Here is a 20,060-nt window from a genome sequence, read left to right on the forward strand (position 1 = left end):
AGTTACCTATGGATAGCATTATTGCATTAATTCAGGGTATGGGACTGTTCCATTTACAATGGGGGCAAGCGGTGATGATCGCTATCAGCTTGCTCCTGTTGTGGCTTGCCATTTCGCGCAAGTTTGAGCCATTGCTATTATTGCCTATCGGCTTTGGTGGATTGTTATCAAACATTCCCGAAGCCGGGCTTGCCATGACGGCATTGGAGAATTTGCTTCATCTTGGTTCACCGGAGCAAATTGCCGTCATTGCGGCGAAATTAGGCGTCGCCGCTGATCCGGCACTCATTAAAACTGCACTTGCGACAGCGTCCGGCTCTACCGTAAATCAACTGGAAGCCTTGTCTATGGACATGGGATACAGCGCTGGGATCTTGGCTTTGTTCTATAAAGTGGCTATCGGTTATGGCATTGCGCCGTTAGTAATTTTCATGGGCGTAGGCGCAATGACAGACTTCGGTCCGTTATTGGCAAATCCGAAAACATTGCTGCTTGGTGCAGCGGCACAGTTCGGTATTTTCGCGACCGTACTCGGTGCATTGGCATTGAACTATTTCGGTATTATCGAATTCACGCTCCCACAAGCGGCGTCCATCGGTATTATCGGTGGTGCGGATGGTCCAACTGCGATTTACCTCACCAGCAAACTCGCACCGGAATTGCTTGGCGCCATTGCTGTGGCGGCTTATTCCTACATGGCGTTAGTGCCATTGATTCAGCCACCGATCATGAAAGCCTTAACCACGGAGGAAGAACGCAAGATCCGTATGACACAAATGCGCCATGTGAGCAATCGTGAAAAAGTCTTGTTCCCGGTGATTTTGCTGTTGCTCGTTGGTTTACTTTTACCGGATGCTGCCCCATTGCTTGGAATGTTCTGTTTCGGTAACCTCATGCGCGTCAGTGGTGTGGTAGAACGTTTAAGCGATACCACGCAAAATGCCTTGATTAACATCGTCACCATCGTGCTTGGCTTATCTGTGGGTTCCAAACTCATCGCCGATAAATTCCTACAACCGCAAACCTTGGGTATTTTAATTCTTGGCGTGATTGCCTTCGGGATCGGTACCGGCAGCGGTGTGTTAATGGCGAAATTGATGAACAAATTCAGCAAAAACAAAATTAATCCGCTCATCGGTTCTGCCGGTGTGTCTGCCGTCCCCATGGCTGCACGGGTTTCTAACAAAATCGGTCTGGAAGCAGATAACCAAAACTTCCTACTCATGCATGCCATGGGGCCGAACGTTGCTGGTGTGATCGGTTCCGCCATCGCCGCTGGGGTGATGCTGAAATATGTGAGTGCAATGATGTAGATTAAAAACACGGTAAAAAAGCACCGCATTTTAGGTTCATTCCAACTAAAAAAGCACGCTATTTTCTAGCGTGCTTTTTTTCTTTCCCATCAATTCATTACAAAAAACAACCGCACTTTTATTGATGCACCTTCCTTTCAATACGTGGCATGATAGGTTTATTGCAACAAACCAAAGAAAAATCATTCACTTGCCGCCGGAAAACTACATAAATCAGTGAAAGTGCGGTACAATCTAGCCCTATTTTTTCCCAGTAAATACCACCATGACAGAAAGATTTACGCAATATATTCCTCATGAAAATGCGATGTGTGCTTTTGGCAAGCAGCTTATCAACGCCATCTGCCGACTTCCGAGTCAGCAAAACGTTACGCTTTATTTAAACGGCGATCTTGGCGCAGGTAAAACTACCTTAAGCCGTGGCATGATTCAAGGATTAGGTTATTCGGGCAATGTGAAAAGCCCAACCTATACGTTAGTGGAGGAATATGCCATCGGCGAGAAAATCATTTACCACTTCGATTTGTATCGCTTGGCTGATCCGGAAGAATTGGAATTTATGGGCATTCGTGATTATTTCGCAGACAACACGATTTGCTTAATTGAATGGGCAGAAAAAGGGGCAGATCTTCTGTCTCCACCGGATTTGCTGGTTAATATTGGTTATGCAGAAAATGCACGAAATATCGAATTAGTCGCTCAATCTACAATGGGGCAACAAATCATCCAACAACTTACTTAGCAATGTTATCGCACATGAAAATCACAAATATGATGAGATTTATTCTGATATACGGTCTTCTTTTTTGGGCGACACTCGCCTCAGCTAATACTTGGACGATTGCCATCGATCCCGGTCATGGTGGCAAAGATCCCGGGGCTATCGGGCGTAACCTCAAAATTTATGAAAAAAATGTCACGCTATCTATCGCAAAGGAACTCAAAGCCTTGTTGGATAAGGATCCCTCGTTCCGTGCCGTCTTAACCCGCAACGGTGATTACTATATTTCTGTGCCGGAACGTTCGGAAATTGCCCGAAAATACAAAGCCAATTATTTGGTGTCAATTCACGCCGACTCTTCCGAAGCCTCCAATTTACGAGGCGCTTCCGTGTGGGTGTTGTCGAATCGTCGCGCCAACGATGAAATGGGACAATGGTTGGAAGATCATGAAAAACGCTCAGAATTATTAGGCGGTGCTGGTCGCGTATTAGCCTCCCACAATGAAAAGTATTTAGATCAAACCGTATTGGATTTACAATTTGGTCACAGTCAACGTGTCGGCTATGAATTAGGTAGCATTGTTTTGCGCCATTTTTCCCAGATCGCCTCGCTAAATCGTGCAACACCACGCCATGCCAGCCTTGGCGTTTTACGTTCACCGGACATTCCGTCTATTTTGGTGGAAACCGGTTTTTTATCGAATTCAGAAGAAGAACTCAAGCTCAGCACCTCCGCCTATCGCAAGCAAATTGCCAAAGCGATTTATAACGGTTTAGTGGAATATCGTCGTAAAAATTTTAGAAATGAACCTAAAATTGTTACTGCCGACAAAAATGAAAAAACATCGGAAAAATCCACCGCACTTGATGTGAAAGACGGTGGTATTCGCCATAAAGTAAAAGTCGGTGATTCATTAAGTCAATTAGCAGAAAAATATCAAGTGTCATCGAATGACATTGTGGCGTTAAATAAATTAAAGCGGAAAGAATTATTCGTTGGCGAAACGCTTAAAATTCCGGCAACCGCAAAACCGGAAGCCGAGAATAAAAAAGCACAGACAAATAAAACAGAGTCAACGAATAAACGCGCACAAAGAAAAGACGTAAAAAATTCACGTGCGGCTGCTGATAAAGCCACTAAAACGTCCGAAAACAACCCGTCGGATGTGAAACAAGCCATGCCGAAATATCATATTGTCAAGCAAGATGAAACCCTTTACGCCATTGCCCGTGAATATAAAATTTCACCCAATAAGCTGTTGAAATTAAACCCGAAATTAAAAGATGGCAAAGTGTTAAGCGGACAAAAAATCCAACTGCTTGACGATAATCCAGGGAAGAAATAATGACTATACGTATTTTATCGCCACAATTAGCCAACCAAATTGCTGCCGGAGAAGTGGTCGAACGCCCTGCTTCGGTGGTAAAAGAATTGGTGGAAAACAGCCTGGATGCCGGTGCCGATAAAATTCAAATTGATATTGAAAACGGCGGTGCAAGCCTTATTCGGATTCGCGACAACGGCATTGGCATCGCCAAGGAAGAATTGGCTTTAGCGCTTGCTCGTCACGCCACCAGTAAAATCGCCGATCTTGCCGATTTGGAAGCCATTTTAAGTTTGGGATTCCGTGGTGAAGCCCTTGCCAGTATCAGTTCCGTTTCCCGTTTAACCCTCACCTCTCGTACTGCAGAGCAAAACGAAGCTTGGCAGGTCTATGCCCAAGGCCGCGACATGGAAACCACCATTCAACCGGCATCCCATCCGGTGGGTACAACCGTTGAGGTGGCAAATTTATTTTTTAACACGCCCGCCCGTCGCAAATTTTTACGTTCCGAGAAAACCGAATTTTCTCATATTGATGAAGTTATTCGCCGTATTGCGTTAGCCAAATTTAATATCAGTTTTACCCTCACACATAATGGCAAAGTATTACGCCAATACAAAAGTGCGGTCACGAATGAACAAAAATTAAAGCGTGTTGCGGCGATTTGTGGTGATGATTTTATTCAGAATGCGTTGCAAATTGATTGGAAACACGATGATCTCCATTTGTCCGGTTGGGTCGCTACGCCCCACTTTCATCGTCCGCAAAATGACTTAAATTATTGTTATGTGAATGGTCGGATGGTTCGCGATAAAATCATTACCCACGCCATTCGACAAGCCTACGCCGACTATTTAACTAACGAGCAGTACCCTGCTTTTGTGCTGTTTATTGATCTCAATCCCAACGATGTTGATGTGAACGTCCATCCTACTAAACATGAAGTGCGTTTCCAGCAATCTCGTTTGGTACATGATTTCATCACCCAAGGCATCACCAATGCGTTAGCCTCCGAGCCAATGCCGTTGAACACGCCTTCAACAGAATATCGCGTGGAAGAACCCTCCGGTGCATGGGAAGTTTCCACGCAAACGAAACCTAATCGCTCGGCTGCGGGACAAAATATATTTGCTCAACCAGCGACTTATTCCGCCAGTGCCCATCAAGAAAACAGATATCACGAACCTCAAAAACAGCGTCAAAATCCACCGCACTTTTATAGTGGTTCGTCCCCTCATGAGCCGATAACACCGAAGGTACTCGAGGCGCATAATGCGTTGTGGACGTCTTCGGAGAAACACGTGCAAACCAACGTAACCGAAGTCAAAAAGCCAAATACCCATTTCTTGCACGCACTCGCATTAATTCAATATGAAGCCTTGTTGTTACAGCAAGAGCAACGTTTTTACTTGTTATCGCTCGCGCGTTTACAACAGCTCAAACAAACGCTGAATTTAACTTTAGTGCCAACCTCTCAACCATTGTTAATTCCAATTATTTTCCGCTTATCAGATGCACAATGGCAGGCATGGCTTCAACAAAAAGCCTTTTTCGAGCAAATCGGCTTTGTTTTTATGGAAGAGGCGGCGCAACACAAAATCACGTTACAAAAAGTATCGGCACATTTGCGCCAACAAAACTTACAACACATGATTGTGTCGTTATTAAATCAATCTTTCGAAAATTTACCTGAATTTTTGACCGCACTTTTGGCACCTTTAGCCTCCCCGCCAATCACCGTGCTTGCCGATGCGGTAAATTTACTGACTGAAACAGAACAGTTACTCGCGAAACAGCAGCAAATTCGCCTGTTAGATTTGTTGGTAGAAATTGACTGGCAGCCTTATTTAACTCAATTAACCCGCTAACTATGCAGCATTCAGAACACAAACCTTTAGCGATTTTTTTAATGGGGCCTACCGCCTCCGGTAAAACGGATTTGGCGATCCAGTTGCGCCAACAACTGCCCGTCGAAGTTATAAGCGTCGATTCTGCCCTGATTTATCGCGGCATGGACATTGGCACGGCGAAACCCTCAAAAGCCGAACTGGCACTGGCACCTCATCGTTTAATTGATATTTGCGATCCAGCAGAAAGTTATTCCGCAGCGAATTTCCGCACAGATGCTTTACGCGAAATGCAAGAGATTAGCGCACAAGGCAAAATCCCCTTATTGGTGGGCGGCACAATGTTGTATTACAAAGCCTTATTGGAAGGTCTGTCGCCCCTCCCCTCCGCCGACGAAAAAGTGCGGTCGGAAATTGAGGCAAAAGCAGCACTTATCGGTTGGGGCGGGTTACATCAAGAACTCAGTAAAATCGATCCGATTTCAGCACAACGTATTAACCCGAATGACTCGCAACGGATTAACCGCGCATTAGAAGTCTTTTATTTAACTGGTAAGACCTTAACGGAATTAACGGCACAAAAAGGCGAAGCCTTGCCGTATGACATTCTGCAATTTGCGATTGCCCCGGAACAACGAGAGGTCTTACATCTTCGAATTGAGCAACGTTTTCACAACATGATTGAACTTGGTTTTCAGCAAGAGGTCGAAAAATTATACCGTCGTCCCGACTTAAACGAGAACCTGCCTTCCATTCGCTGTGTGGGTTATCGCCAAATGTGGGAATATTTACGCGGTGATTATGACCACGATGAGATGGTTTTTCGTGGTATCTGCGCCACCCGCCAATTAGCAAAACGTCAGATTACTTGGCTACGTGGTTGGACATCACCGATTCAATGGTTGGATAGTTTGCAACCGGCTCAAGCCCTTGAAAAAGTATTAACCTCGGTGTCAGCGAAAGCATAAAACAGGCATCGTGCCTAGTGACTTTCAATATAATTGTTGCTATATTGATTCGCGGAGGCATACAGCTTGCTGTATTGTTTTAATTCATCATTTTGACAAAAAGAAGGAAAGAAAAATGGCAAAAGGACAATCTCTACAAGATCCTTATCTAAACACACTACGTCGCGAACGTATTCCTGTTTCAATTTATTTAGTCAACGGCATTAAATTACAAGGGCAAATTGAATCGTTTGACCAATTCGTGATTTTATTAAAGAACACTGTCAATCAAATGGTTTATAAACACGCAATTTCAACGGTTGTGCCGGCACGTACGGTAGGACATCATAACACCGCACCACAGCAACCAAGCCAACAAGCGCCTTCTTCTGTAGAAACCAACACGGATGATCCAGCAGAATAATTAAATAGTATAGAACTACATTAAACGGTATCAGACTGTGTTAACTTAAACTAAAAATTCGGTGAATTCTTAACGTGTTCACCGCATTTTTTTCACACTTCCGCCAATCTCCGCCTCTCCTATCGGATCATGCCATTCACAACTTCAGGCAACCAACTACGATTTTCCAATACCGTATTGACGTAATTTATTGGCAATTGCCGTATGAGATACCCCCAAGCGAGTGGCCAGTTTTCTGGAACTGGGATATTTTGCATAAAATTTATGAAGTACCGCAGCCTCAAAACGCCCAACCATCTCATCCAACGTACTGCCTTCTGTGATAAATTCATCAATAAACGACGCTGTCTCCTGCCCATGGGAATTTTGTGGCGCTAATCCTAAATCCTCAATCTTCAACCGGTTGTTTTGGCATAAAGAACAGGCACGATATAAGGCATTATAAAGCTCACGAAGATTGCCCGGCCAAGGATAGTCTTGTAAATATCGCAAGAGATGCTCATCTAAGTGCGGTGGAAAAATGCCGAGTTTTTCACTAATTTCTTGAATCAACTGATGGCTTAACAGCGCAATATCTTCCTGACGCTCACGCAGCAAAGGCAACGTTAAACTCAGCACATTCAACCGATGAAACAAATCATTGCGCATTTTGCCTTGTTCGACATAATGTTGTAACGGCTGTTGCGCCGTACAAATCACACGAACATTCGCATAATGTTCCTCTTCCTCACCCACGCGACGAAACGTGCCATCACTCAAAAAACGTAACAACTTCGCCTGCAAGGTCAACGGCAATTCCTCTACGCCATCCAACAACACCGTACCGCCATCGGCATATTCAAAAAAACCGATAAATTCGCCATCTTTATTGCGCCGCCCAAACATTTCCGTTTCTGCATCTTCCCCTGGAATGCCGGCACAATTGACAGCCAAAAACGCATGATCACGTCGTTCACTAAAATCATGACACGCCTTTGCGATCACCTCTTTGCCCGTACCGGTTTCGCCTTGAATGAGCAAAGGAGCATCCAGCAAAGCAAACTTTTTCGCTTTCTCAATCACCTCTTGCATTCGTGGATTTTGGCTGACAATTTGTGCAAAAGGATCGGTGTTTTTTGAAGTTGTCATATACGTCTCGGAAGTTGAAAAACGGCCTTAATAATAACCTGATGAAGAAAAATCGCCAACGCCTTTGGCAACTTTTATTTACAGTTTGCTATATTATTTACACTTTATCTTTTTGCTTAAATTTTACTTGATCAAATACCGTGTTGCTTAAATGACTGAGCAATTCTTTATGCAATTGTGATAAACGAGGCTTTTCATTTGATTGAAATGCAAGCGGGCGACAAAACTCCATGGCTTTAATGCCTAAACGGGCAGTCAATATGCCCACGCCAATACCTTGCGCGGCACGCGCTGACAATTTCGCCGTCAGATCTTGCGATAACCAATTCACGCCTAAATCCTGAATCAATTCTGTCGCCCCGGCAAACGCCATATTCACCAAGACCATGCGCAACAAACGAATGCGGCTAAAATAGCCCAACTCAATGCCATAAATCTGTGCAATTTGATTAATCAAACGGATGTTGCGCCACGCAATGAAAAAAATATCCACCAACGCCAATGGACTAATTGCCACCAACGCAGCCGATTCCGTCGAGGCTTTGGTAATCAATTTTTTGGCTTGTTTATCTACGGGCTGTAGCACGTTTTGACTAAATAAATGCAAAATCTCACGGGCGGAATAGGCTTCATGAATTTGTTTTTGCCATTGCATAAAATCAGGGTTTTGCCTATCAATATGAACTAATTTGCTCACTTCTTGGCATAAGCTGACCGCCTGTTGATGTTCGGCAGATGAAAAAACATCTTTAAAATTGACCGCACTTTTCAGCAATTGTTGGCTTTGTGTTTGGATTTCTGCCCGATGGCGTAATTTCGCCAAACGTCGCCATTCACCGACAATCGCCGAGATGCCGAGTAAAATGACGGCACAAGCGACCAAGGAAAAGGCAAAATAAATCCATTGATTTTGTTGCCAGGCATCCACCAGCCATTGTACCGATTGTGCCACAGAGGCGACAAAAAATAAGAGACTCACGCCACCTAATATTTTTTTCCACCAACGCGGTTTCGGTTGCAGACTTTGTTCAAATTGTTGTTCTAACAATTCGCCTTCAAAAATCCCATTCGCCTCCTCTGTGTCAGGTACTGCCTGCGCTTCGTGAAATTCCTGTTTGGCGATAAATGCCGATTGCGCATTGAGATCCTCATTCATATCGCTTTCATTTTGTGTAAACACTTTTTTCTCCACGACCTGCCTCCTACAATTTATCGCCCAACAAAAATTGCAACACCGCATCCATTCGCAAGTGCGGTATATTTTCGCCTTGTTCTAAACGGCACGGTTCAAATTGGTCGAATTCAAATTTCTGATTTTGCCAAAAATCGGCACTCGGCAATCTTCCCGGCACACTGCCCGGATAAAGTGTCACTTTCTGCTTATCAGAAGAACGAATACCTTGCAACGCTTTAAATGATTGACCATTTTGATTCACCACCACTTGCTGTGTCGCACGGATAGACGCAATTGCGGTGTAATCCGTCACAATATCGGCAAATTCGACATAACGCCCGCCTTCTTGCACTAACTGACGCATCAAACCGATTAAATTCGGCAACTGGTCTGTGGTGATATGATCCGCCTTGGTGGCAATAAACATCAATTTATCGATTTTAGGTGAGAAAAGACGATTTAAAAGATGCCGTTTGCCATAATGAAAATTGCGAAAGAGCTGATGTAGCGCCTGTTGCATATCGTTAAAAGCTTGTCGGCTATGATTTAACGGCGTTAAGCAATCCGCCAAAATAACTTGTCGATCAAAGGTCTCAAAATAATTTTCGTAAAACCCTTTCACAATATGCTGACGATAATACTCATAGCGTTTAGTCAATACAGCAAAATAACTGTCACTTTTCGCCTCACGCTTTAGCTGTTGCCATTGTGACGCACTCAAATGCAATAATGGGAAGAATTGCAAGGCTGGCGCACCTTCAAGTTCACCGGGTAACACAAAGCGTCCCGGCTGAATAAAATGTAACCCTTGTTTCTTACATTGCCACAAATAATCGGTGTAATCTTTGGCCAACTGCGCCAAAATGTCTTCATCTGCGGCATCAGTCAGCTGAATTTTGGCCACTTTCGTTAACCAAGACTGCGCCAACGCTGCGTGTGTGCCGTTAAGTTGTCGTTGTAATTCCAACGACCACTCTTCAAACCCTAAATCCAATAAGGGCAAATCCAACAACCATTCGCCGGGATAATCAAAAATATCTAAATATAACGTGCCTTTTTCTTTCAAATGACGCAACAAACCATCACTTCGTTGATAACGAATTGCCAAGCGAGTTTCACTCACGCCACGGGTAGATTGCGGCCACATCGGTGGGTCTTGAGACAAGGCATTCAGATTTCCTTCGTAATCAAAGCGCGGGATCGATAAATCTAATTGAGGCACGCGTTGTACCGCCAGAATTCGGTGTTGGCGGGCAGCATCAAAGAGTGGCAAATGCCCGTTATCCACTCGATTAATGTGTAACATTTGATTCATTAAGCTGGTAATAAACGCGGTTTTTCCACTTCGACTTAACCCCGTCACGGCAATTCGTAAAGTACGATCTAAGCCACGATTAACCAGCTCGTTTAATTCTTTTTGCAGATGATTTAGCATACTCGTCTTCTTAATATATGACGTCAATAATGGGAGACATTATACCGAAAAAATGAAGATGGGCTTAATTTGCTTGGAAATAAAAGAAAAGTGCGGTCAAAACAAAAGAATTTTGAGAAGGGTTTGCTCGCGACGTATGAGGCGAATCAATCACATCGCTGATTAATACGTAATTTCCATAATATTTTTATTCTGCCAAAAAGCCATGTTGATACATAATGCGTTTTGCCGTATCTGACATTAAAAACTGAAAAAATAAACGGGTAATCACATTCTCACTCAGTTGCGCAGCAGAATAGGTCGCCTTGATATTAAATTCAGGTGGGAAAGGATGAAAACGCAGATTTTCATTTGCTAATTTGTACATATAATTGGCGTAACCAATCATCATGTCGGCATGATTATTCTGTAAGACATACTTGAAAGCAATTTCACCTTGCGGAATAACCACGGCACTATTTTCACCGCCGACCAACGGCATCGCACGCTGTTTTAATAAACGACCAGGTTCGGGATAGGCTTTTTCTAACAGTTCAAACAAGTGCCAAGTGTAATCCCCGCAAGGATCCGCAATAGGCGTGGAGGTTGCCAAACGCAAGGATTCATCAAACAAAATATCTAATGTATCGCGGTGTTGATAATGTTCGGTATTTAAGGTGGTAAGAATCAGTTGATTAAAGGCGAGGATTTGCTGGTTATAAATACATTTCGTGGCAGATAGGATGTTGATATTTTGCAAATTAGCACTAATAAAAATATCACAGTATTCATCGGCTTCCAAGCGTTGTCGCAACAACCCCGCCGGTGCTAAATGTAAATGAACCTCCACCGGGTTTTTCTGCTTGAAAATCGTCACGAGCTCATTTAAAACATGACGAAAACTGCCTGCGCTAAAAATCGTTAAATTCAACATTTTTTGATCCTATAAAAGCCACTTAATACGCTGTCGTACACAGGGACAAAATGCGTAAGTTCATGGTTTTGATAGTGTGCTTCCTGCACCAACATGGGTAAATGAAATCACTGTGTCAAATTCTCTGCCGTCAACACATCATCAGTTTGACCAAATAACAGGTTTTGCTTATTCATTAACAAAACTTTACTCGCCACGGCAACCACATGATTCAGTTGATGCGTTGTTAATATGATGACGGTTAATCTATGTTCTTTCACCCACTGTTGCAATAACGATAACACAGTATTTTGATTCGCTAAATCCAAAGCAGAGGTCGGCTCATCCAATGGCATTAATTTGCATTCGGAAGCCATGGTGTTTTAGTTGAACGATAACATTACTTAAAAAAATAAAGTGGTTGATAGACTAAACCACTTTATCACAGGCGAAGAGATTTCAAACGCGCGAAAAAACAACCGCACTTAATTTCAATCAATACCCTTTTTGATACACCAATTCAGCCAATTTCACGCCTAATAAGGCAATATCAAAGCGTTGTTCGTCTGCCACTAGCCAGAATTGAACGCCATTTTCCACTGCTGTAAGCCCGCCGATATGTAACTTGGCGGCTTCCCCGGCTTCTGCTTCGCCGTTGGTTACCGGTGTGAATAATTGGGTTTCATTGAAATCCACCAACGCATTGTCTTGCCATGCGCTGATTTGTGATTGCATATCCAACTCATAGTCGGATAACAATGTCACTGTTTGCGCCATGCCATAAAACACCGGTACTTGCACTTGATGGAAAATCACATTTGATAATTGAGGGAAGATTTTTTCCACTTGCGTCGCCAAATTTACGGCGTGTTTTGTCAATGGAAACACATCAAAAGCTAAACGTTGCTGTTCTTCGTCAAGCGGAATGCCGTTTAATAACTGCGCCGTTTGACCGGCAAGTTTTGAGACGGTTTCACTGTTAATATAGGAAGCCGGTAATAATGACGTAACTAACACTTGTGATAGGTTTGCATCACGTGCTAATTGTGATACGGAGAAAATGAATTGGATTACTTGCGGATCAGGCAACGAAACAATGTTACGTTGTAGTGAAGTCAGCTGTTCGTTATTAACACTTGGTACGATCACCGGCACATCATTTAACGTGGCGCATACGCCGTTCAAGTCAATCACCATGCACCCTGCACTCGCGGCTTTGGCAATGTGTGTCGCGTGCGCTAATTCGCCGGCGAAAAAAACGTAATCAAAATCCGACCATTCGGTTTCATCTAACGCAATTTGTGCCACGCTTTTATTATTAAAACGAATGCCTTGTTCTTCGGCAAAAGGGAAAAGTTCCACGACGGATACCTTTTCAATTTCTAAACAACTCTGCTCTAATGTTTCTGCTAACTTCTCGCATAAATCAAATTCGGCGACGAGGGCGACATTTAATCTTGTACTCATTTTTCTCTCCGCAGTAAAATAAAAGGCTACATTCTACTGAATTATAACAAGGAAATACAATGACGCCGGCAATTGACTTACTGAAAAAGCACAACGTTCCTTTTACCCTACATCACTACGATCACGATCCTGACAATACCCATTTTGGCGATGAGGCCGCCGAAAAACTTGGTATTAACCCAGACCAATCCTTCAAAACCTTACTGGTTGCCGAAAACGGTGATCAGAAAAAACTGGCTTGTTTCGTGTTGCCGACCAGCCATATGTTAAGCTTAAAAAAAGCCGCCAAAGCCTTAGGCGTGAAAAAAGTCGATATGGCAGACAAAGATGCCGCCCAGAAAAGCACGGGTTACTTGGTAGGCGGCATCAGCCCATTAGGGCAAAAGAAACGCGTCGCCACCGTGATTGAACAATCCGCCCTCAATTTTGACACAATTTTTGTCTCCGGCGGCAAACGCGGATTAAGCGTAGAACTCGCCCCACAAGATTTGGCAAAAATAGTCAATGCACCGTTTCTTGACATTCTGGATGAAAAATAAAGTGCGGTCATTTTTTATAGAACCGTAGCGTGCAACTTGTTGCACGAAATGAATAACGTGCTTGACGGTTGATAATACGTTGATTGAAAAAATACCTCCCAAAATCACCGCACTTTATTTCGTTCCGTGATTGATTCTGTCGTGCATCAAGATGCACGCTACGAGCGAAATCGTGAATTGCGCATCGAGGTTAATCATTCGTGCAACAAGTTGCACGCTACGGGGTAAATAAAGTGCGATCATTTTTTATAAAATTTTAAATGACCGATACGCTTTAAGACTGGCATTTTCCGTGATTCACACATAATTCTTGAGTTTTTTATCGGTTTTTCTGTCAAAAGGTGCAAAAATGAACCGCACTTTATACAGCACTTCTAAAACTGTGATGGATGTCTGTTTTTTACATGCGCTAAAAGCGTAAACTCTACCTTACCCTATCAAATTCTCTATTTCTGACATTTATAAGGAGTTAATGTGAAATTAGATGAAATTGCCAAACTTGCCGGTGTCTCTTGCACAACGGTGAGCTATGTTGTAAACGGAAAAGCCAAGCAATACCGTGTGAGTGATGGCACTATCAAAAAAGTGGAAGCCTTAATTAAACAGTATGATTTTAAACCCAATGCAATGGCCGCCAGCCTGCGTGTAGGCAAAAGTAAAACCATCGGTTTAATTATTCCGGATTTTGAGAATATCAGTTATGCCAAAATTGCTAACAATTTAGAAAATCATTTAAGAGAAATCGGCTATCAATTACTGATATCTTGCTCTAACGATAAAGTTAAAAATGAAGAAGACTGCGTAAAACACTTGTTACAACGCCAAATTGATGCCTTGGTGGTCTCTTCCGCATTACCTTACAACACAGATTTTTACCAGCACACCAACATTCCGGTGATCGGTTTTGATCGCCAAATTCTATCGCCCAATGTCGTGAATCTTTTAACGGACGATGAAGGCGATGCCTATCGGTTAAGCCATGAGCTATTCAAGCAAGCCAAACAACAACGCATTCTATTTTTTGGCGCATTACCTGAATTGCCCATCAGCCAAGCCCGCGAAAAAGGCTTTCGTCAGGCGTTAGACGGGAAAAACATTAACACAACCTATTTGTACACGGATAACTTCCATAAAAACCATGCGGCCACCGCATTTTCTCGTTGGTTAGATCAAAATGAATTACCAACCTCGATTTTTACTACCTCTTTTACGCTGTTAGAAGGTGTGTTATTGGTGTTATTACAGCGACAAGGTCATATTCCGTCTCAACTCATGATTGCGACCTTTGGGCATTTTGAAATGTTGGAATTATTGGAAAATGCCGTGATTTGCAGTGTGCAAGATTACGACAAAATATCGCGATCATTGTTAAATCTTGCGCTGAATGCGCTCTCGAAAAAACATAAAAACACGGTGAACACAACGCCTTTAATGCGGAAAATCATTAAGTATCACTGTTGATACTAGGAATACTAAGTGGTGGGGGAAGCGGTTCCGGTTCTCCCAAAAAGTGCGGTTCTTTTTCGATGAGAATATCCCAAACCGCCTGTAGGCGTGCAAAAAACTCTCTGATTCTCACCCAAGAAGACACTTGCGGATAATCGGCGGCAAAACAAATGGCGTCGATCTTGTGGAATTTTGCAATAAACAAGGCACGCTCACAATGGAACTTCTGCGAAATAATGGTAAAAGAATGCGCCTGAAAGACTTGATCGGCGCGAACGACCGAATCCAATGTACGAAATCCGGCGAAATCTAAATAAATAAATTCCGGCGGCACGCCCATTCTTTTCAGATCTTTAAGCATCGTTCGTGGCTCATTATATTGACGCGTGCGATTGTCTCCGCTTAACAATAAATAATCCACTTTTCTCGCTTCAAATAGACGTTGCGCCGCCAACAAGCGATTATGATAAAACAGATTCAATGCGTTATTGGCAAAGTATTTTGATGTGCCAAGCACTAAGCCGTAAGGACGATTTGGGATTTTGGCAATATCGTAATAAATGTTCTCCCGAACATAATAACCAATCATGGCATCTACGATAATCAATAAAAAAACAGAAAACGCCACAAATCCACTCAAATAGCGCACGATTCGCTTAATGTGCAATCTGTCAAACAGGTTTTGTAACGTTTCTTTTAAAGCCAATTTCATTGATGTGATTCAGATAAAAATGATTATTAACAAAATAATCAAAACAACACGGAAATTCAAGCGTAATCTTTGTTTCTACAGACTTCAAAACTTCTAGATGTTTAGATGGCTAAATTTCCTTGACAAGCGCTAAGGCAAGCGGTAGTTTATGCGCCTATTCTTGATAACCCAAATGCCAGCAATGACAATTAAAACAACAACGCTTTTTACCCAGCAACCCTTAGATCTCCTTTTAGGTGGCCAACTTGATCATATTGATGTCGCCTACCAAACCTATGGTGAGCTCAATGCGGAGAAAAGCAATGCGGTATTGATTTGTCATGCATTAACCGGTGATGCCGAACCCTATTTTGCGAAAGAGCAACATCAAGAAGGCTGGTGGCAAAATTTTATGGGCGATGGTTTGGCATTAGACACCTCCCGTTATTTCTTTATTTGTTCGAATGTTCTCGGCGGCTGCAAAGGCACTACCGGTCCGGCTTCGCTTAATCCAAAAACCAACCGTCCTTATGGCAGTCAATTTCCTTCTGTGATGGTGCAAGATTTAATCAAAGTGCAAAAAGCCTTGCTGGATACCCTCGAAATCCCACATTTACACGCCATTATTGGTGGCTCTTTCGGTGGTATACAAGCCACTCAATGGGCGATTGATTACCCGGATTTTGTCTCTAATGTGGTCAATCTTTGCTCTTCCCTTTCTTTCAGCGCAGAAGCCATCGGATTTAATCATGTCATGCGACAAGCTGTCATTAATGATCCGCATTTCAACAATGGCGATTATTACGATGGCGAAAAACCAGATAAAGGGCTCGCCATTGCGCGTATGCTGGGTATGCTCACTTATCGCACCGACATACAACTAAATAAAGCCTTTGGGCGTGCCACCAAAGCGGAGGGGAATTTACAGGGCGATTATTTCCAAGTGGAATCCTATTTAAGTTATCAAGGGCAGAAATTTCTTGCCCGATTCGATGCCAATAGCTATTTGCATTTATTGCGCGCGTTAGATTTATACGATCCCAGCATCGGGTATGCCGATTTGAAAACGGCACTTTCTCGAATCAAAGCCGCTTACACCCTCGTTGCGGTAGAAAACGATCAACTTTTTAAGCTGCCGGAATTGCGTAAAAGTAAGCAATTATTAGAACAAAGTGGGGTGCGCTTGACGTATCATGAATTTGCCTCCGATTACGGGCATGATGCGTTTTTGGTAGACTACGCATTTTTTGAAAAGAAAATTCGCGACGGATTGGCTGGCGACGCCTTAAATACATAAAAAACAAACCGCACTTTAAGATGAAATCCGCTGAATTCCTCTTAAAGTGCGGTTTATTTTTCGTGATTTTCTGTCTAAAAAATTGATGTGGCCAAAATCACAACAACACTTAAAGACAACACAACCATCATCATGGCATAACCAAAAGTACCCATTTTTAACCTCGTTAATCATTGATCTAGTATGAAACTTGCCACATTTTAACAAAAAATTTACGCAAAACGCCAGCCTAATCTGAAAAAGTGTGACAAAGTACAAAATTTTGCCTTTCCGCCCTTAACCAATCCCCCTTCCCTCTTTATAATAGCTCAAATTTTTTTTACGGAGCAAATTATGGCAACGATCAAAGATGTCGCCAAAATGGCCGGCGTTTCCACCACCACCGTCTCGCACGTGATCAACAAAACTCGCTTTGTTGCAGAGGATACCGAGAAATTAGTCTTACAAGCCATTAAAGATCTCAATTATTCGCCAAGCGCGGTGGCGCGTAGCCTAAAAATTAATACCACGAAATCCATCGGGATGATTGTTACCACCAGCGAAACGCCTTATTTTGCGGAAATTATTCACGCCGTAGAAGAACATTGCTACCGCCAAGGGTATTCGCTCTTTCTGTGCAACACGCAAAATAACGCAGAAAAAATCCGCAATCATTTGGATATGCTTGCTCAAAAACGAGTGGATGGCATTTTAGTGATGTGTTCGGAGTATTTGCCGGATTCCTTGAATATATTAACTAACTTTGAAACCATTCCAATGGTTGTCATGGATTGGGGCCCGAATGTTGATACGGATATCATTCAAGACAACAGTTTTAATGGCGGTTATTTAGCCACTCAACATCTTATTGAAAATGGTCATAAACACATTGGGATTATTGCCGGTGAACTCTCCAAAACCACAGCAAAAACCCGTTACGAAGGCTTTGTGCACGCCATGCAAGAAGCCGGATTAACCATCAACCCCAATTGGGTGATGGAAGGTTTTTTTGAACCGGAAGACGGCTATGAATGCATGAACAAAATTTTACGGCAAGACACCTTGCCAACAGCCGTATTTTGTTGCAATGACGTGATGGCATTAGGCGCAATTTCCGCTATTGGCGAAAAAGGCTTGCGTGTGCCGGATGATATTTCAATCATTGGCTATGATAATATTCACGCCTCCCGTTTTTATGCACCACCGCTCACAACGATTCACCAATCCAAATCCCGCTTAGGCGTTCAGGCGGTCAATTTGTTATTTGAACGCATTAACCACAAATCTGAACAGAGGGAAACGATTGAAATCCACCCCGAACTGGTCGTTCGCAAATCAGTGAAAAAAATCTCGTAAAGCTTTTGGGAGACAGGCATGGAACATGACATTAACGATTTAATCGCGATTTTTAATCAATGTTTTGAACAAGAATACAACACGAAATTGGTTAAAGGTGGCGATGAACCCTTATATGTGCCGGCAAATGACACTTGCCCCTATAATGCCATCTATTTTGCTCGCGGTTTTTATAGTAGCGGACTACACGAAATTGCTCATTGGTTAGTCGCCGGAAAAGAACGCCGCAAATTGGAGGATTTTGGCTATTGGTACGAACCCGATGGCAGAACGGAAGAACAGCAACGATTATTTGAGCAGGTTGAAGTCAAACCACAAGCCTTAGAATGGATTCTTGCTACCGCGGCAAATTTTCGTTATTTTGCAAGCTCGGATAATCTCAATGGTCAGCCCGGCGACACCCAACCGTTTAAACTCGCCGTTTATCGACAAGTGCAACATTATGCCTCAGCAGGCTTACCGAAACGTGCCGAAACACTCCGTCAGGCGCTGGCGAAATTCTATGGTACGGAAGATACCATTGACCTAGCCAAATTTGATGTCACCAAAATCTAACTCAGTGATTCTCTCTCATTTTTAACCGCACTTTTACGTATTCTTTCTTTTCTGAAGCCTAAAAGTGCGGTGTTTTTTTCCATTATTCTTTCCAGATAATATGATACTGGCGATCCTTTTCTTCATGAGAAATCAGGAATTTGGCAAAAACGTCATCCATCACATCTTGCTCATTCACCAACCCAATCCACACTTCCGCATAAGCCTCAGGATCAATTAAAACCCCGATTTCCTCTTCCCAATTATCTGCCGTTTCAACAAATTCAACCGCACCTCGCTCTTCAAATTGAAGGTTAAACAACAGAATATCTGCCGGAGAAAGATTCTCTGGTGCCATTTCAAGGAAAATATCGTAAGCCATGTCAATGGCCATATCAGGATCAAGTTTCATTCGTTCAGTCCTATTTCAGTTTCATTAATAAAATTGAGGGGAATCATAGCATATTCTGCCCCAAGACCGGTCGTTTTCTTAATTTCTCACACCAAGTGCGGTGTGTTTTAAGATCGTTTTAATTCATTTATACAAACCTTAAGGCTTCGTATATAATGAGCCGCTTTCCAGATAACCGAATAAACACAATGAATACAGCAAACTCAATCGAAAAAAAACAAAATTACAATTTCAATAAATTACAAAAACGCCTGCGCCGTAACGTCGGCAACGCCATTGCCGATTTCAATATGATCGAGAAAGGCGATAAAGTGATGGTGTGCCTTTCCGGCGGCAAAGACAGCTATACCCTATTGGATATTTTGCTCAATCTACAACAAAACGCACCGGTCAATTTCGAGATCGTGGCGGTGAATTTAGACCAAAAACAACCGGGCTTTCCGGAACACGTTCTGCCGACATATTTACAAAAAATCGGTGTGGATTACAAAATTGTTGAAGAAAATACCTACGGCATCGTGAAAGAAAAAATCCCCGAAGGTAAAACCACCTGCTCGCTTTGCTCGCGTTTACGCCGTGGAATTTTATACCGTACGGCGACCGAATTAGGTGCAACTAAAATCGCCTTAGGACATCATCGTGATGATATGTTGGCAACACTGTTTCTCAATATGTTCTACGGCGGAAAATTAAAATCCATGCCACCTAAATTGATTTCTGATGATGGCAAGCACATTGTGATTCGTCCGCTGGCGTATTGCAAAGAGAAAGACATTGAAAAATATGCCACCGCGAAAGCGTTCCCGATTATTCCTTGCAATCTCTGTGGCTCTCAACCTAACTTACAACGTCAAGTCGTCAAAGAAATGCTAAATACGTGGGATCGCCAATATCCGGGCCGTTTAGAAACCATGTTTAGCGCCATGCAAAACATTACCCTTTCACATTTATGTGATCCGAAATGCTTTGATTTTAAAGGGATAAAACAGGGGCAGTTATTTGATAGCATCGAAGGGGACACGGCATTTGATGAAGAAAAGATCACCCCGATGACATTTGACGATGACGATCAAGCTGATTTCAGTGAACAAGGTATGATTGCCTTTAAAGAAGTCAAATAAAAACACTATCAA

At 42.8% G+C, this 20,060-nt stretch carries 20 protein-coding genes; 12 read left to right on the forward strand and 8 right to left on the reverse strand.

Annotation, left to right across the window (positions count from 1 at the left end; all coding sequences use genetic code 11):
- Positions 1-8: 8 nt before the first annotated feature.
- The 6 genes from J5X96_RS06755 to hfq all read left to right on the forward strand — a co-directional run bounded on the left by J5X96_RS06755 (position 9) and on the right by hfq (position 6,577).
- The gene (locus J5X96_RS06755; RefSeq protein WP_209362504.1) at positions 9-1,313 is read left to right on the forward strand and encodes a sodium ion-translocating decarboxylase subunit beta; all 1,305 of its coding nucleotides are present in this window, start codon (positions 9-11) and stop codon (positions 1,311-1,313) included.
- Positions 1,314-1,578: 265 nt separating this feature from the next.
- A complete protein-coding gene (gene tsaE, locus J5X96_RS06760; protein ID WP_209362509.1) occupies positions 1,579-2,055 on the forward strand; it encodes a tRNA (adenosine(37)-N6)-threonylcarbamoyltransferase complex ATPase subunit type 1 TsaE in 477 nt (158 codons plus the stop codon).
- Between the two features lie 14 nt (positions 2,056-2,069).
- Entirely contained in the window at positions 2,070-3,380 is a 1,311-nt protein-coding gene (locus tag J5X96_RS06765; RefSeq protein WP_209362511.1) for an N-acetylmuramoyl-L-alanine amidase, read from the forward strand.
- Positions 3,380-5,227, forward strand: a complete 1,848-nt coding sequence (mutL, locus tag J5X96_RS06770; RefSeq protein ID WP_209362513.1) for a DNA mismatch repair endonuclease MutL — start codon at positions 3,380-3,382, stop codon at positions 5,225-5,227. The genes J5X96_RS06765 and mutL overlap by 1 nt, the downstream gene beginning before the upstream one ends.
- 2 nt (positions 5,228-5,229) lie before the next feature.
- Entirely contained in the window at positions 5,230-6,174 is a 945-nt protein-coding gene (gene miaA / locus J5X96_RS06775) for a tRNA (adenosine(37)-N6)-dimethylallyltransferase MiaA (RefSeq protein ID WP_209362515.1), read from the forward strand.
- A 115-nt stretch (positions 6,175-6,289) separates the two neighbouring features.
- Positions 6,290-6,577 carry an RNA chaperone Hfq gene (gene hfq, locus J5X96_RS06780; RefSeq protein ID WP_209362523.1) on the forward strand — a complete coding sequence of 96 codons (288 nt, stop codon included), beginning with the start codon at positions 6,290-6,292 and terminating at the stop codon, positions 6,575-6,577.
- 156 nt (positions 6,578-6,733) lie between these two features.
- On the opposite strand, the gene J5X96_RS06785 is transcribed toward hfq, so the two are convergent.
- The 6 genes from J5X96_RS06785 to J5X96_RS06810 form a co-directional block, all read right to left on the reverse strand.
- Entirely contained in the window at positions 6,734-7,705 is a 972-nt protein-coding gene (locus J5X96_RS06785; protein WP_209362525.1) for a sigma 54-interacting transcriptional regulator, read from the reverse strand.
- Positions 7,706-7,802: 97 nt separating this feature from the next.
- Positions 7,803-8,897 (reverse strand): TIGR01620 family protein, encoded by a 1,095-nt coding sequence (locus tag J5X96_RS06790; RefSeq protein ID WP_209362527.1) that lies wholly within the window; start codon positions 8,895-8,897, stop codon positions 7,803-7,805.
- 10 nt (positions 8,898-8,907) lie between these two features.
- Positions 8,908-10,314: a YcjX family protein gene (locus tag J5X96_RS06795; RefSeq protein ID WP_209362529.1), complete on the reverse strand. Its 1,407-nt coding sequence runs from the start codon at positions 10,312-10,314 to the stop codon at positions 8,908-8,910.
- A 187-nt stretch (positions 10,315-10,501) separates the two neighbouring features.
- Entirely contained in the window at positions 10,502-11,227 is a 726-nt protein-coding gene (locus J5X96_RS06800) for a substrate-binding domain-containing protein (RefSeq protein WP_209362531.1), read from the reverse strand.
- A 107-nt stretch (positions 11,228-11,334) separates the two neighbouring features.
- Positions 11,335-11,583 carry an ABC transporter ATP-binding protein gene (locus J5X96_RS06805; RefSeq protein WP_245193455.1) on the reverse strand — a complete coding sequence of 83 codons (249 nt, stop codon included), beginning with the start codon at positions 11,581-11,583 and terminating at the stop codon, positions 11,335-11,337.
- 118 nt (positions 11,584-11,701) lie between these two features.
- Positions 11,702-12,673 (reverse strand): oxidoreductase, encoded by a 972-nt coding sequence (locus J5X96_RS06810; protein WP_209362533.1) that lies wholly within the window; start codon positions 12,671-12,673, stop codon positions 11,702-11,704.
- 59 nt (positions 12,674-12,732) lie between these two features.
- On the opposite strand from J5X96_RS06810, the gene ybaK reads away from it, so the two are divergent.
- Positions 12,733-13,212 carry a Cys-tRNA(Pro) deacylase gene (gene ybaK, locus J5X96_RS06815; protein ID WP_021615247.1) on the forward strand — a complete coding sequence of 160 codons (480 nt, stop codon included), beginning with the start codon at positions 12,733-12,735 and terminating at the stop codon, positions 13,210-13,212.
- Positions 13,213-13,686: 474 nt separating this feature from the next.
- Positions 13,687-14,673 carry a catabolite repressor/activator gene (cra, locus tag J5X96_RS06820; protein WP_209362536.1) on the forward strand — a complete coding sequence of 329 codons (987 nt, stop codon included), beginning with the start codon at positions 13,687-13,689 and terminating at the stop codon, positions 14,671-14,673.
- Here cra and J5X96_RS06825 read toward each other — a convergent pair.
- A complete protein-coding gene (locus J5X96_RS06825; RefSeq protein WP_209362538.1) occupies positions 14,657-15,370 on the reverse strand; it encodes a vancomycin high temperature exclusion protein in 714 nt (237 codons plus the stop codon). The genes cra and J5X96_RS06825 overlap by 17 nt on opposite strands.
- Positions 15,371-15,551: 181 nt before the next feature.
- Here J5X96_RS06825 and J5X96_RS06830 point away from each other — a divergent pair, with 181 nt between their 5' ends.
- The 3 genes from J5X96_RS06830 to J5X96_RS06840 all read left to right on the forward strand — a co-directional run bounded on the left by J5X96_RS06830 (position 15,552) and on the right by J5X96_RS06840 (position 18,536).
- Entirely contained in the window at positions 15,552-16,646 is a 1,095-nt protein-coding gene (locus tag J5X96_RS06830; RefSeq protein ID WP_209364787.1) for a homoserine O-acetyltransferase, read from the forward strand.
- A gap of 333 nt (positions 16,647-16,979) precedes the next feature.
- Complete coding sequence (gene purR / locus J5X96_RS06835) at positions 16,980-17,981, forward strand: HTH-type transcriptional repressor PurR (RefSeq protein ID WP_209362539.1); 1,002 nt, start codon at positions 16,980-16,982, stop codon at positions 17,979-17,981.
- Positions 17,982-17,999: 18 nt separating this feature from the next.
- Positions 18,000-18,536: an elongation factor P hydroxylase gene (locus J5X96_RS06840; RefSeq protein ID WP_021615240.1), complete on the forward strand. Its 537-nt coding sequence runs from the start codon at positions 18,000-18,002 to the stop codon at positions 18,534-18,536.
- Between the two features lie 82 nt (positions 18,537-18,618).
- Here the strand turns inward: J5X96_RS06840 and J5X96_RS06845 are convergent, their stop codons facing one another.
- Entirely contained in the window at positions 18,619-18,927 is a 309-nt protein-coding gene (locus J5X96_RS06845) for an HI1450 family dsDNA-mimic protein (RefSeq protein ID WP_209362541.1), read from the reverse strand.
- Positions 18,928-19,115: 188 nt separating this feature from the next.
- Between J5X96_RS06845 and ttcA the strand changes: the two genes are divergently transcribed.
- The gene (gene ttcA, locus J5X96_RS06850) at positions 19,116-20,048 is read left to right on the forward strand and encodes a tRNA 2-thiocytidine(32) synthetase TtcA (protein WP_245193456.1); all 933 of its coding nucleotides are present in this window, start codon (positions 19,116-19,118) and stop codon (positions 20,046-20,048) included.
- Positions 20,049-20,060: the final 12 nt, after the last annotated feature.

The sequence above is a fragment of the Aggregatibacter sp. 2125159857 genome (assembly GCF_017798005.1).
Taxonomy (GTDB): domain Bacteria; phylum Pseudomonadota; class Gammaproteobacteria; order Enterobacterales; family Pasteurellaceae; genus Aggregatibacter.

Excerpts from the sequence above, each read along its gene's own strand:
- tsaE (WP_209362509.1), top strand. The coding sequence starts at position 1,579 with ATGACAGAAAGATTTACGCAATATATTCCTCATGAAAATGCGATGTGT.
- hfq (WP_209362523.1), top strand. The coding sequence starts at position 6,290 with ATGGCAAAAGGACAATCTCTACAAGATCCTTATCTAAACACACTACGT.
- J5X96_RS06810 (WP_209362533.1), bottom strand. The coding sequence starts at position 12,673 with ATGAGTACAAGATTAAATGTCGCCCTCGTCGCCGAATTTGATTTATGC.
- mutL (WP_209362513.1), top strand. The coding sequence starts at position 3,380 with ATGACTATACGTATTTTATCGCCACAATTAGCCAACCAAATTGCTGCC.
- miaA (WP_209362515.1), top strand. The coding sequence starts at position 5,230 with ATGCAGCATTCAGAACACAAACCTTTAGCGATTTTTTTAATGGGGCCT.
- J5X96_RS06830 (WP_209364787.1), top strand. The coding sequence starts at position 15,552 with ATGACAATTAAAACAACAACGCTTTTTACCCAGCAACCCTTAGATCTC.
- ybaK (WP_021615247.1), top strand. The coding sequence starts at position 12,733 with ATGACGCCGGCAATTGACTTACTGAAAAAGCACAACGTTCCTTTTACC.
- J5X96_RS06795 (WP_209362529.1), bottom strand. The coding sequence starts at position 10,314 with ATGCTAAATCATCTGCAAAAAGAATTAAACGAGCTGGTTAATCGTGGC.
- J5X96_RS06840 (WP_021615240.1), top strand. The coding sequence starts at position 18,000 with ATGGAACATGACATTAACGATTTAATCGCGATTTTTAATCAATGTTTT.
- J5X96_RS06800 (WP_209362531.1), bottom strand. The coding sequence starts at position 11,227 with ATGTTGAATTTAACGATTTTTAGCGCAGGCAGTTTTCGTCATGTTTTA.
- J5X96_RS06805 (WP_245193455.1), bottom strand. The coding sequence starts at position 11,583 with ATGGCTTCCGAATGCAAATTAATGCCATTGGATGAGCCGACCTCTGCT.
- J5X96_RS06785 (WP_209362525.1), bottom strand. The coding sequence starts at position 7,705 with ATGACAACTTCAAAAAACACCGATCCTTTTGCACAAATTGTCAGCCAA.
- purR (WP_209362539.1), top strand. The coding sequence starts at position 16,980 with ATGGCAACGATCAAAGATGTCGCCAAAATGGCCGGCGTTTCCACCACC.
- ttcA (WP_245193456.1), top strand. The coding sequence starts at position 19,116 with ATGAATACAGCAAACTCAATCGAAAAAAAACAAAATTACAATTTCAAT.
- J5X96_RS06825 (WP_209362538.1), bottom strand. The coding sequence starts at position 15,370 with ATGAAATTGGCTTTAAAAGAAACGTTACAAAACCTGTTTGACAGATTG.
- J5X96_RS06845 (WP_209362541.1), bottom strand. The coding sequence starts at position 18,927 with ATGAAACTTGATCCTGATATGGCCATTGACATGGCTTACGATATTTTC.
- J5X96_RS06755 (WP_209362504.1), top strand. The coding sequence starts at position 9 with ATGGATAGCATTATTGCATTAATTCAGGGTATGGGACTGTTCCATTTA.
- J5X96_RS06765 (WP_209362511.1), top strand. The coding sequence starts at position 2,070 with ATGAAAATCACAAATATGATGAGATTTATTCTGATATACGGTCTTCTT.